The sequence below is a fragment of the Acinetobacter sp. Li1LvA2 genome, assembly GCF_056156705.1.
The window spans coordinates 533,176-545,870 of the sequence record NZ_JBSICF010000001.1 but is presented as its reverse complement, the minus strand read 5'-3'; the positions used below and the strand labels follow the sequence as shown (position 1 = coordinate 545,870).

9 protein-coding genes and 1 pseudogene are annotated in these 12,695 nt (G+C 38.1%); 4 read left to right on the top strand and 6 right to left on the bottom strand.

Annotated features, from left to right (window positions below):
- Positions 1-17: 17 nt before the first annotated feature.
- The 6 genes and pseudogenes from ACS604_RS02470 to ACS604_RS02445 form a co-directional block, all read right to left on the bottom strand.
- Positions 18-431 carry an ExbD/TolR family protein gene (locus ACS604_RS02470; RefSeq protein ID WP_004792699.1) on the bottom strand — a complete coding sequence of 138 codons (414 nt, stop codon included), beginning with the start codon at positions 429-431 and terminating at the stop codon, positions 18-20.
- 19 nt (positions 432-450) lie between these two features.
- Positions 451-873 carry an ExbD/TolR family protein gene (locus tag ACS604_RS02465; RefSeq protein WP_004792697.1) on the bottom strand — a complete coding sequence of 141 codons (423 nt, stop codon included), beginning with the start codon at positions 871-873 and terminating at the stop codon, positions 451-453.
- A 15-nt stretch (positions 874-888) separates the two neighbouring features.
- Positions 889-1,770, bottom strand: a complete 882-nt coding sequence (locus ACS604_RS02460; RefSeq protein WP_004792695.1) for a MotA/TolQ/ExbB proton channel family protein — start codon at positions 1,768-1,770, stop codon at positions 889-891.
- A gap of 41 nt (positions 1,771-1,811) precedes the next feature.
- Positions 1,812-2,525, bottom strand: coding sequence for an energy transducer TonB (locus tag ACS604_RS02455; protein ID WP_005304763.1), 714 nt, complete (start codon positions 2,523-2,525; stop codon positions 1,812-1,814).
- Between the two features lie 109 nt (positions 2,526-2,634).
- Entirely contained in the window at positions 2,635-5,304 is a 2,670-nt protein-coding gene (locus ACS604_RS02450) for a TonB-dependent receptor (protein WP_474769853.1), read from the bottom strand.
- 547 nt (positions 5,305-5,851) lie between these two features.
- Positions 5,852-5,920, bottom strand: a pseudogene (locus ACS604_RS02445) (hypothetical protein); the annotation flags it as partial.
- A 160-nt stretch (positions 5,921-6,080) separates the two neighbouring features.
- Between ACS604_RS02445 and ACS604_RS02440 the strand changes: the two are divergent.
- The 4 genes from ACS604_RS02440 to ACS604_RS02425 are packed head-to-tail and all read left to right on the top strand — an operon-like array spanning position 6,081 to position 12,695.
- A complete protein-coding gene (locus ACS604_RS02440) occupies positions 6,081-7,871 on the top strand; it encodes an ABC transporter substrate-binding protein (RefSeq protein ID WP_474769851.1) in 1,791 nt (596 codons plus the stop codon).
- A gap of 18 nt (positions 7,872-7,889) precedes the next feature.
- Entirely contained in the window at positions 7,890-9,710 is a 1,821-nt protein-coding gene (locus ACS604_RS02435) for an ABC transporter substrate-binding protein (protein ID WP_474769849.1), read from the top strand.
- Positions 9,711-11,744, top strand: a complete 2,034-nt coding sequence (locus tag ACS604_RS02430) for a M3 family metallopeptidase (RefSeq protein ID WP_474769847.1) — start codon at positions 9,711-9,713, stop codon at positions 11,742-11,744. It abuts the gene before it with no gap.
- 12 nt (positions 11,745-11,756) lie between these two features.
- On the top strand, positions 11,757-12,695 hold the full coding sequence (locus ACS604_RS02425) for an ABC transporter permease (RefSeq protein ID WP_005304778.1): 939 nt from the start codon (positions 11,757-11,759) through the stop codon (positions 12,693-12,695).

Below are 12,695 nucleotides of genomic sequence, written 5' to 3'. Positions count from 1 at the left end.
TAAATTAAATGTATGACTTAACTATTACTCACAATTCCAATTTTGGTGACACCTAAACGCTGCGCTGTAGCCATGACCATCGCTACATTCTTATATTCAGCCATTTGATCTGGTTTAAGTTTGATCTGGTCTTGATCTTTTTTAGCAACCACACTTTGAAATAAAGTCTCTAGTGCAGTGCGGTCTGAAACCTGCTGGTTATTCCAAAAAACTTTACCTGCTGCGTCAATTCTTACATCAATCACTTCAGGTGGCTTTTCATTTGTTGGTGGCGGTGTGCCGTTTGGCAAATTAATATTAATCGCGTTGTTTGGTGCAGGGATGGTAATAATGAACATAATAATAAGTACCAACATGACATCAATAAGAGGTGTCATGTTGACCTCTAACATCACATCGTCATCATTATTTGAACCGACATTCATACCCATAAAATTCTCCTTAAAATAATTACTGGGAGGCTGGTGGGGTAGTAACAAATGCAATTTTGCCTATACCAGCTTGTTTGGTCGTACTAATGACCTGATCTATCGCCTCAAAATGAGTAAGTTGATCTCCACGAATATGAACTTCTGGCTGAGGCCTTTTTTGCGCAACTGCTTGAAGCTTTGATAGCAATATTTCTTTATTAGGCACATAGCTTTCATTCCAGAAAATATCTCCTTTCTTGTTCACAGAAAGTTGAATATTTTCAGGTGTGGTGGCATATGGAGTATTTTTTTCTTCTGGCAGTTTCACTGGAACCGTATGTGTAACTACCGGAATCGTAATTAAGAAAATAATAAGTAAAACCAACATGACATCAACCAGAGGCGTCGTATTAATTGCACCAATCATTTCATCGTCATCTTCAGAACCAACACTCATACCCATAACGTTTGCTCCTCGTTATTTAATGCTGCGATTAACCGAATTATTGGTACTAATTTCTCCGCTTAATAAAACTGCGTGTAAATCTGAACCAAATGAACGAACATTTTCCATAACGGCTTTATTACGGCGAGTTAGCCAGTTGTAACCAAGTACAGCGGGTACTGCGACTGCAAGACCAATAGCTGTCATAATTAAAGCTTCACCGACAGGACCAGCAACTTTATCAATAGAGGCCTGACCTGAGATCCCGATGGCTGTTAATGCGTGATAAATTCCCCAAACCGTACCAAAAAGACCAACAAAGGGTGCCGTTGATCCAACTGTTGCTAAGAAAGCTAAACCACCACCTAAATGATTTTGTATTTTTTCAATTGCACGTTGAATTGATATGCTCACCCATGTATTAAAATCGATTCGCTCAAGTAAAGAGCCGCCGTGCGATTTAGTTGAGTTAATGCCTTTTTCTGCAATAAAGCGATATGCGCTACTTTGTTCTAAATTATCAGCTGCATTATCTAGTGAAGTTGCTTCCCAAAAACTTTTCTCTGCCTCTTTGCCTTGTCGTTTTACTTTAGCTTGTTGTAAGAATTTTGAAATAATGATGTACCACGTGCCAATAGACATTAGTACTAATATAAATAAGGTGGATTTAGCGACTAAGTCTCCTTCACGCCAAAGCGCTTCTAGACCATAAGGGTTTTTAACAGTTTCGCTTGTTGCTGGTTTCGGTGGTGGAGTTGGAGTATTTGCATTTGAAGTAGCTTCAGCGGTTGCTGTTGCCACAGGAGCATTACTCGTTTCTTCTGCAAAAACCGAGTTTAATGGAAGTAATGAGCAAGCTGCGATTAAACTTGCAGAAGCGAAACGTACTAGCGGTTGAGTTGATTTTTTCATCATATTATCTCCAATATTTTTTAATTTCTTACTAATTCAATTGTTTATTCAATTACGAATGGATATTCAATTTCATACCAGTCTTGCTGAGGCACGCCATCTTTCATTGCTGGTTTGAATGTACATAAGCTGTAAGCTTTAGTTGCTGCTTTATCTAAAGTTTTGCTGCCACTTGATTTTTTTACTTTGGCATCAATGACTTTGCCTGAAGTATCAACCAAAACACGTATACGCACCGTACCTTGTTCTTCATTCATCAGTGCTTCACGAGGATATTCCGGTTTTTCACATCCAGCAGAACCTTCCGAAACACCGCGAGTTACGCCAGCTGGTTTAGGAGCTGGGGCCGCTGCCACTGGAGCTGGTGCAGCAACAGGACTTGGTGATGGGGTGCTAGGTGCAGCAGGAGCTGGGGTAGCAACTTTAGTTGGTTGAGCTACTGGTGTCGTTTTTTGTACCGGTGTCGCTACTTTCTCTACTTGTTTAGGCGGCTCAGGAACTTTGGCAACTTTTTCTACCATTTTAGGTGGCTCAGGCGGTTTTTCCTTAGGTTTTGGCTCCTCCGGTTTAGGTGGAGGAGGTGGTTTAATATCTTGAATAATTTGTAATTCCACAGGTTTTTCTGCTGGTTTTTGAATATTGTTTGCTAAACCTGACATCAGAATATAGGCAACAATAAGATGCAGAAAAAGTACTGCGGCAATACCAATAAGGCGCTTTGCAGATTTATTTTCTATGTCTGTAAAAGTCATGCCCATAGTTACTCCTGAAACTGTAGACAAACAATTTTTTAAATGACTGTTTGGCTAAGAATGAGTATTTGTTCTGCAAACACGATGTTTAAAGTCATGTTTGCAGAACAACCATTTAGAACTTATATGTACCTCGGACAAAGTAGGTACGTCCTAAAGGATCTGCGTAACGTGGGTCATATCCCATTTGAAAGTTATCAATTACATTAGATGCAGGAGGGTCTTCATCAAAAATATTTTTAATACCAGCGGTCACTTCTAGATTTTTAAAGCCTTTATAAGTGCCTGAAATGTTATATGTTGTATAGTCGCTGACTCTATGGTTTTGGTCATTAGCGTTTTGATCTTGGTACCCACGAGAGAAGTTTTGTTGCAGGTTTAAAGCCCAGTTTTCATAATTCCAATTTAGGTTTGCAGTATGTTTCCATCGCAGAATAATAGATTGATAGTCTAAGCCGCTATATGAACCGGCAACATCTATCCATTCTCCATCTGGCTCGGCTTGGTATTTGTAGTCTGTTATATATGTACCATCAATGTTGAAACCGAATCGACCTGTAGCAGTCATTGGAGAAACCCAACTTAAGCCAACGTCGAAACCTGAAGTTTTAATTCCACCTAAGTTTTGTTGTGTTGTAATAATATAATCTAATGAGCCATCAGGATTACGTACAAATTTGTCTGCATATTTCACAGGATCATTAAAAATAGCAGTTTCCGAAAGTGTAGCAATTTGCTTGTCGACTTCAATATTGAAATAGTCGAGAGTAAACGCTAAATTTTTAATTGGTTCAAATACTAAACCTGCAGTAAAAGACTTTGATTCTTCTGGATCTAGAGTTTTATTACCTCCATTTTGTCTGTCGAATTGCATATTACAATCGCGTTCTTTTTGCCCTCCTGGTTGTACAACTCCACCTGGGCAAAGTACTGGATCGTCATATGCTGCACCTGTATTAGTTATTGAATTTGCACCATTAACTTCCCAAAGTGTTGGAGCTCTGAAGCCTGTGCTATAAGTTGTACGGAACATTAATTGTTTAATGGGTTCCCAACGAAGTGCAAATTTTGGATTAAACGTATCGCCAAAATCATTGTAGTCATCATAACGAGCGGCAATTTGAGCTTCTAAAGTTTTAAGAAGTGGGATATGAAATTCGGTAAATACCGATTTAATATTACGATCACCAGTATTTACTGGTTCATCAGGATCGACACCTGTACTAGGCGCCACTCGAGCAACATCAGTAACGACTTTTGAAGTCCAGTCTTCATAACGATAACTTGCTCCAACTGCAAAACCAACATCTCCAGCTGGTAATTTAAATATAGGTCGGCTTGCAGTGAAATCAACGGTAGTTGTATCTAGGTTGGCTTTTAAGTATTTACCTTCAACTCCTAACTCATTCCATACATTAGCATCTTCAGGGTTTTGTGGTCCAAATGGGTTTAAAATACCATTGTTTAAAGCTTCTTGTGTTTTATCAAAGTTTAAATAGCCACTTACGATAGCATCCGATGCACTACTATGCGCATAGGTAACGCCTGAATTAATATCCCAACCATGAGTTTCACCCTCAATACCAGCAAACAATCTATGTGATTGGTTAATACTGTTACTTATACGATTCCCCGATTGTGAACGCAGATATAGAGGAATAGTTCCCTTAGCGCCTGCTAAAGCTGGAGTTATGCCGTTTCCTGGATAATATTTACTACTAGGGTCAAGCGTCAGATCAAAAAATACATCGGGCGCAACTGAAGTAGTGACTTCACTTCTTGCATATAAATACTCTGCAATCGCATTAAAGTTATCGTTCAGTTTAAAAGTAGCTCGGCCCATAGCTGAGATGTCTTCTGTTTTTGGCACAATACCAATCACTGCTTGGCTGTTGTATCGACAGGTTCCATCATCGTTACTATTAAGAGGATTATTACCACAGCCTGTGGAAGCATAGGGATTACCTAAACCTGGGACATTAGCAGGAAACGAGCCACTACTTGTCCTATTTACACCTAACTCAGGTAATATTCCACCGCGCCGACTAACTTTGCGGTCTTTAGCCATAACATCATCGCCTTTGCGATAGTCCACTACACCAAAAACGTTATAGCCATTTTCGTCTAAATCACCGAAGCCGCCAAAGATACTGTAGTCTTGTTGTTCACCACCTTTTTCTTCTGGTTTTTGATAGCCTGCGGTTAAATTAAGTCCTGTAAATTGCTTTTTGGTAATGAAGTTAATTACCCCGCCAATTGCATCTGTTCCATAAATGGAAGAGGCACCATCTCTTAGAACTTCAATACGGTCTAACATTGCGAGCGGAATAATATTTAAGTTTGTGACACCACTATCATAGGCATTTGCAGCCAATCGACGGCCATTAAGTAAAACAAGTGTTTTATTGGCACCTAAGGCTCTCAAGTTTGCCGCTGAACCAGCTGTTTTACTTGCCCCCACGTTACTGGCAGTAACAAAATTGGATTGGTTTGCACTAATTTTGGCTAAGGCTTCTTCAGTGGTAGTTACCCCTTGTTTTAAAATTTCTTCGACTTTTACGATAGTAATGGGTGAAGCACTTTGAGCTGCAACTCCCTTGATTGAAGAGCCTGTCACAGCAACTTTTACAACTTTGACGGGTTTATCATCATTGCTTGATTGTTCTGTTTCTGCTGCTTGTGCCATGGTAAGACACATCATGCTTAAACTAAGGGTGCTTAATTTAAGAATTGTTTTGCCAATCTTGGGGGTTACCTGAGATCGAACATTGTATTTTTTTTTCATCGTGGATTTGATCCCTTTTTGTTGTCGTTAGCGATATTGCTGGAAAGTTTTTAAGCAAAGCAAGTGCCAACTATATATTTTTCTTTTTTTAGTTTATGCAAAATATTGATATATATTGATTTTATTATGGTTGAGTAGGGTGCTTTAGCTTTTTTGAGATAAAAATAAATTTTCCATTTGGAAAAATTTTTGATGGTGGCGAAAAGTTTCAAATTTATTTGTGTAAAAAATATACATTACTAGACTCTTCACATGCTTATTAAATAAAAATGTATCGTTTTAGAGCTTTTGAATAGGTAATGTTATAATATCTATAGTTATGTGGTTTGATTACAATTTAATTATTAATCAATAAATTATTAAAAAATTATGTGTAAAGTAAGCTGGTTCTAATGTGGATCATAATTAATTTTTAATGTATTTTATTTGTGCATTTAAGGTGTGAGATGATTAACTTATATGAATATAATATTTGGCAAAAAGTTACTTTTATTTATATAGTTCAAATGTTTTTAAGTATCTAATAAAAATATGAATTTTTAATATTTTAAAATATTTTAAGATGGATATTAATAAATGGCATGAAATTCGCTTTATATTCAATAGTTATAAAACTCTAGGTATTTGAGTTTATTTTTCCATTTGATCAAATAAAAAAGATGATAAAGGAAAGTGAATTTTAAGACCTAAATAGGCCTATCTGTCGAAAAAGAACTTTTCTTATGCAGATTTAGATGTTACTCAAAAGGATAATATCTTTTAAAAAAACTAATTACGTGGGTATGAACTTGAAATTAAAATTTTTTAAGCTCGCCATTTTAAGTCTGGCTATTACATCAATCCCTTGTGCTTACGCAATTACGCCAGCACAACCAAACAAAATTTTGCACGTTGCCTATGAAGCCCCAGATGATGGCTTTGATATGGTCAAGACAACTAATTTCTATAGCGCGAGTATTGCGGAAGCCATATTTGAGCCTTTACTCAAATATGATTATTTAGCTCGTCCTGTACAGTTAGTTCCTTATACGGCTGAAAGCCTGCCTAAAGTCGAACAAGATGGTAAAGTTTATACATTTAAAATTAAACCCGGTATTTATTTTACTGCGGACCCTGCTTTTAAAGGTAAGCGCCGTGAGCTAGTAGCTGAAGACTATGTCTATTCAATTAAACGTATTTTAGACCCCAAAAACAGAGCGCCTTCTGTTTCTTTTCTGGATGGAAAATTGGTAGGGGCTGATGTAGTTGTAGCTCAAGCAAAAAAAACAGGGAAATTTGATTATGCTGTGCCAATTGCAGGGCTTAAAGCGCTGGATCGCTATACTCTGCAATTTACTCTCACTCGCCAAGACTTCAACTTTCCTTATATTCTTGCCTATATTACCTTTGGTGGCGTTGCTAAAGAGGTTGTTGACTATTACGGTGATCGTATTGGCATGCATCCAGTTGGTACAGGACCTTACATGTTAAGTAAATATGTTCCAAGAAGTAAGGTCGAATTAGTTGCCAATCCTGATTATCGAGGTTTTGTCTGGAATTTTAAGTCAACAGGCACGCCGTGGGATAACCAGCTTATTAAAGAAATGAGCGGTAAGAAAATGCCGCAAGTTGGCAAGGTGGTGGTCAGTATTATTGAAGAGCAACAGTCACGGTGGTTAGCTTTTCAGTCGGGTCAATTAGATTTTGACAGACTTACAGCAGATGCTGTTCCTCAAGCTTTAGATGGAAATCAACTTAAGACTTCTTTTCAAAAAAGAGGAATTAAACACTTTCCATATAAAGAGCCTGAAATTACCTATACGATGATGAACATGCGTGATCCGGTCATTGGTGGTTTTAACCCGGAAAAGATAGCTCTGCGTAGAGCAATTACTTTATCGTACAATCAAAAAGAAAGTATAAAACAGGCTTATAAAGGGCAAGCAGTTAGAGCAGAAATGTTTATACCTGAAGGTGTAAATGGCTATAACCCTAAATATAAAAGTAGTGTAGGGTACAATCCGTTATTGGCAAATAAATTACTTGATTATTATGGTTATAAAAAAGGTGCTGATGGTTATAGAACCCAGCCAAACGGAAAACCTTTAATTTTAAAAATTAATACAGAAAATAGCTCGGCCTCAGTTATCCACTCCGAACTCTGGAAAAAGAATCTGGATGCGATTGGCATTCGAGCTGACTTTAAGGTGAGTAATTTTGCAGATAACTTAAAAGCCGCAACTCAATGTAAATATATGATTTGGAGTGGCGCATGGATTGCTGACTATCCTGAGGGAGATAATTTTGCACAATTACTGTATGGACCAAATGCTGGTCAGGGAAACCATGCTTGTTACCAGTCTAAAACATACGATGCTCTTTATAATAAAGCCACTCATTTACCGCCCCAACAACGTCTACCATATTACGAAAAGCTTAACCGCCAGATTGAAGCTGATAATCCTTGGATTATTCATGTCACGCGAATTCGTAATTGGTTGATACGGCCACAAGTTCAGGGTTTTAAACCCCACCCAATGATGAATACGAACTGGCAATATCTTGATATTACCCCTGTTAAAAAATAATTTTAGATAAAGATAAATATGACTGAAAATTTAATAAAACAGCTCAAGCATTGTGGTGTCGGTTTTTTACTTGCTAGCATGGCATTAACTGGTTCTACAGCTCTATATGCTAAAAGCCCAGCCGATCCCAATAAAATTCTACGTTATGTATTCCCGACAGCAGAAACAGGTTTCGACCCAGCTTATATCCATGATCTATATTCGGCACATGTAACCACTTCAATATTTGAAACTTTATATACCTATGATTACTTAGCAAGGCCAGCAAAACTCGTTCCGAAAATAGCCACAGCCCTGCCAGAAGTCAGTGCCGATGGTTTGACCTATACCATTCATATAAAAAAGGGTGTTTATTTTACACAGGACCCTGTTTTTAAAGGTAAACCACGAGAATTAACCGCCAATGATTATGCGTACTCTTTTAAGCGTTTATTGGACCCGAATTTACGTTCTCCAAATAGCTGGTTGTTAGAGAATAAAATTGAAGGTATGAATGCATTAATAAATGCAGCCAATAAAACTGGAAAATTTAACTATGACCAAAAAGTTATTGGTTTACAAACACCAGATAGATATACCTTGGTGATTCGTTTAGTTAAGCCAGATTATAACTTTCCTTTGTTACTGGCACATGACCCTACAGGTGCGGTGGCACGTGAAGTCATCGAAAAATATAAAGATAAAGCAGGTTATGTAATGGGCCATCCTGTAGGGACTGGACCTTATGTACTCAGTAAATGGGTACCAGCATCACGTATTGTTTTAAAAGCGAATCCTGATTTCCGTGGTTTTACTTGGAACTTTGCTGCAAGTAGTCCTGAGGATGAGGCAATTGTAAAACGCCTTAAAGGTAAAAAAATGCCTCAAATAGGCACAATTGATATTCAGGTTATGGAAGAAAATCAATCGCGATGGCTGGCATTTCAGCGTGGTGAAATTGATATATTTCAGCTTGAAGGTCAACTGGTCGCAAAAGCAATTAAAGACGGTAAATTAAGACCTGAACTTGCTAAAGAAGGTGTCCAGCTATCTCGTATTGTTGATCCTGAAATTAGCTATATCTATTGGAATCTTAAGAATCCGGTCGTTGGTGGAATGAGTAAAGAAAAGATTGCTTTACGCCGGGCGATAGCAATGTCTCGTTCAATAGATCAAGAAATTAAATTAGTAAGAAATGATGATGCTCAACGTTTAGTTTTTCCAGTTCCACCAGGGGTAGTGGGTAACGATCCACAGTATAGAAGTAGCACGCCATATTCTGTTAAAGCAGCAAATTTACTATTAGATCGATATCACTATAAAAAAGATGCTTCAGGTTGGCGTACACAACCAAATGGCAAGCCTCTCGTCATTGAATATATGGCGCGCAGTGACAGCATTGGGCAGCAAAGTGCTGAACTTTGGAAAAAGAACTTTGATAGTTTAAATATTCGCATGGTCTTTAAACCCATGCTTTTTGCAGACCTCATTCGAGCGCAAAAACAATGTGAAGGTATGTTTGGTTCTTCTGCATGGATCGCCGATTATCCAGATGGGGATAATTTTATGCAGAATTTTTATGGACCCAATACGCATATGACGAACTGGTCTTGTGGTTCGACACCAGAGTTTGATCAGTTATATCGTCAGACACAACAAATGCAAGCAGGTCCTGAGAGAGATGCACTTTATCGAAAAATGACACGTTTATTAGAAGTGTATATGCCTGTTCAGGTCTCTTATGCACGCTACCGAAATATGCTGGCTCAACCACAAATCATCGGATATAAAAAGCATCCAATTTTACATGCTGAGTGGATGTATTTTGATATCGATACACATACTAAATCTAATCATTAAATGAAAAAAATTGGAGATATGATGAAAAATAATGCATTGAAAATGACAACTTTATGTATGTTGACCATAGGTATAAGTCAGTTTGCAACGGCAGAGACAACACGTCCTACTTTGCCATTACTTAAAGCACAACAGCTCCCAGCATGGTGTGATGCTAATTTAAAAAAGATTCAACAACAGATTACTATTTTTGAAAAAACGCCTGTTAAAGATAATGCAGCAGCGGCACCTATATTGGCAAAATGGGATAAAATTTTTGCGCATTTTGAAGATTTCTCAGGTCCGATAAGTCTATATAGTAATGTAGACCCAGATGCAAAGTTACGTAAGGCAGCAGAAGACTGTGAAATTAAAATTAATCAGTTTCACACTGATATATTTCAGAACCCGAAGCTATATAACTTAATTAAAAATACACAAACAACAGACCCAATTGACCAAAAATACCGCCAAGATATTCTAGATCAGTTTGAAGACACAGGTGTTCAACTTGAACCGGTAAAGCGTGCACGAATGAAGGCCATTCTGGATGAGTTGACCAAACTCGAACAAGAATATGCACGTAACGTCCGAGATAATCCGGAAAAACTTGAGTTTACTCCTGAAGAGATGAAAGGCTTACCTCAAAGTTATATTTCAGCATTAAAGAAAAATACTAAAGGCAATTATTTATTAGGTTTTGAATATCCTGAATATCGTCCATTTATGGAGTTGGCAGATAATGATGATGCTCGGAAAAGATATCAAATTGCCTTTACTCGACGTGGTACTGAGCAAAATTTAAAACTACTTAAACAGGCAATAGATTTGCGTTATGAGCTTGCTCAGTTATTTGGAAAAGCAAGTTATGCAGATTGGGTTTTAAAAGACCGTATGGCTAAAACGCCTGAGGCTGTAAATCAATTTTTAGCAGAAGTCCAAAAAACAGTAGCACCACTTGAACGTAAAGAAGTAGAAGAACTCCGTGCATTTAAAGCACAAACTTTAAAAACGCCATTAGAAAAAACCGAGATCACACGTTGGAGTGAAGCTTACTGGAGTGAAAAACTTCGTAAGAATAAATATCAGATTGATCAGGAAAAACTTCGTGATTATTTCCCCACTTTAGCTTCTCAAAAATGGTTATTTTCCATTTCATCTGACCTTTATGGTATTGATTTTAAACCTGTCAAAGTTAAAGCATGGCAGGATGAAGTTGAATATTACGATGTAGTTGATAAAAAGACAGGAAAGCTTCTTGGCGGCTTATATATGGATAAATTTCCTCGTGAAGGGAAGTATGGCCATGCCGCCGTTTGGGGAGTATATGGTGGCAGCACTTTAACCAATCGATTACCAGTTTCAGCATTAGTCACCAATTTTAACCGTAAAGGTTTAAACAGTGATGAGCTAGAAACTTTTGTTCATGAGTTTGGTCATGCCTTACATGGCATTTTATCCAATACACGTTATGCCAGTCAGTCTGGAACCTCTGTAGAGCGTGATTTTGTAGAAGCGCCGTCTCAAATGTATGAAGAGTGGGCACGCCGTAAAGAGACTTTATCTAAAGTGGCTGATTACTGTGATCCAGCATGTCCACGTGTTGATGATGAACTCATTGCTCGTTTAAAAGCAGTACATAACTATGGACGCGGCTTGCGTTATGCGCGTCAAACTCTTTATGCACAGTACGATATGTCATTACATACCGCCGATGCATTAGAAGTAAAGCCTTTAGAAAATTGGCAAAAAATGGAAGCTGCTACAGCGTTAGGTTATGTACCAACAACAGAGTTTCCTGGGCAGTTTGGGCATTTGATGGGTGGTTATCAAGCTGGTTATTACGGCTATATGTGGTCTGAGGTTTTAGCTTTAGACATGCTTTCTGCCTATGGGGACAACCTTAATAACCCGCAAGTTGGACAGCGTTACCGTCAAACCATTTTGTCACAAGGTAGCCAAAAACCGGCAGCTGAATTAGTTAAAGATTTCCTTGACCGAGAACCTGATAACAAAGCGTTCTTTAATGAAATTACCGGACAACGGGTTAAATAAGGAATTATCACTATGCTTGCATATGTTATTCGGCGTTTATGGCAGATGATTCCAACCATGTTGGGGGTAGTCTTACTTATTTTTATTCTTTTTAACTGGGTAGGTGGCGATCCTGCTTATATTTTAGCGGGCAAGATGTCTAATCCTGAGCAGATTGAAAACATTCGTAAGCAGTTAGGTGTCGATCAGCCTTATTACGTTCAGCTCTGGATTTTCATTAAACAAATACTGACTTTTGACTATGGGGCGAGTTGGAGTACTGGAGAACCTGTTTCCCAAATTATTTTAACCCGATTAGGACCATCGCTCACGCTTTTAATTCCACTGACTATTTTACAGACGGTTATTTCAATTATTTTGGCATTGGCTGTTGCAGCTGTACGTGGTTCTCTAACTGACCGTATGGTCATGATGTTATGTACCATCGGCATGTCGATCAGCATCTTAGTGTACATTATCGTTTTTCAATATGTTCTGGCTTATCAGCTAAGTTGGTTTCCTGTACAAGGCTGGAGCGATAGCTTTACTGATAATTTATTTAAGTTTGCCTTACTACCAATTCTAATCATGCTGGTGGTGAGTATTGCACCGACTTTACGTTTATATCGTAGCTTTGTGCTTGATGAAATTAATCAGGACTATGTTCGAACAGCACGTGCTAAAGGTGTAGGTGAAAGCCGAATTTTAGGTGTACATGTACTGCGGAACGCTTCAATTCCTATTATTACCGATGTGATGTCAACTTTACCTGCATTGCTCATAGGCGCATTTTTAATTGAACGTTTTTTTGGTATTCCCGGGATTGGTCGAGAGGTGATTATTGCAGTTGAGCGGAGTGATTTTCCTGTTATTAAGGCAATTACAGTTTACATCGCCGCTGCAACTATGATTTTTAACCTGATTGCCGATTTGGTCTACAAAGTGGTTGATCCACGTGTACAGTTGAAGTAG

Coding starts and splice junctions, on each gene's coding strand:
- ACS604_RS02425 (WP_005304778.1), top strand. CDS start 11,757: ATGCTTGCATATGTTATTCGGCGTTTATGGCAGATGATTCCAACCATG.
- ACS604_RS02470 (WP_004792699.1), bottom strand. CDS start 431: ATGGGTATGAATGTCGGTTCAAATAATGATGACGATGTGATGTTAGAG.
- ACS604_RS02465 (WP_004792697.1), bottom strand. CDS start 873: ATGGGTATGAGTGTTGGTTCTGAAGATGACGATGAAATGATTGGTGCA.
- ACS604_RS02460 (WP_004792695.1), bottom strand. CDS start 1,770: ATGATGAAAAAATCAACTCAACCGCTAGTACGTTTCGCTTCTGCAAGT.
- ACS604_RS02455 (WP_005304763.1), bottom strand. CDS start 2,525: ATGGGCATGACTTTTACAGACATAGAAAATAAATCTGCAAAGCGCCTT.
- ACS604_RS02450 (WP_474769853.1), bottom strand. CDS start 5,304: ATGAAAAAAAAATACAATGTTCGATCTCAGGTAACCCCCAAGATTGGC.
- ACS604_RS02435 (WP_474769849.1), top strand. CDS start 7,890: ATGACTGAAAATTTAATAAAACAGCTCAAGCATTGTGGTGTCGGTTTT.
- ACS604_RS02430 (WP_474769847.1), top strand. CDS start 9,711: ATGAAAAAAATTGGAGATATGATGAAAAATAATGCATTGAAAATGACA.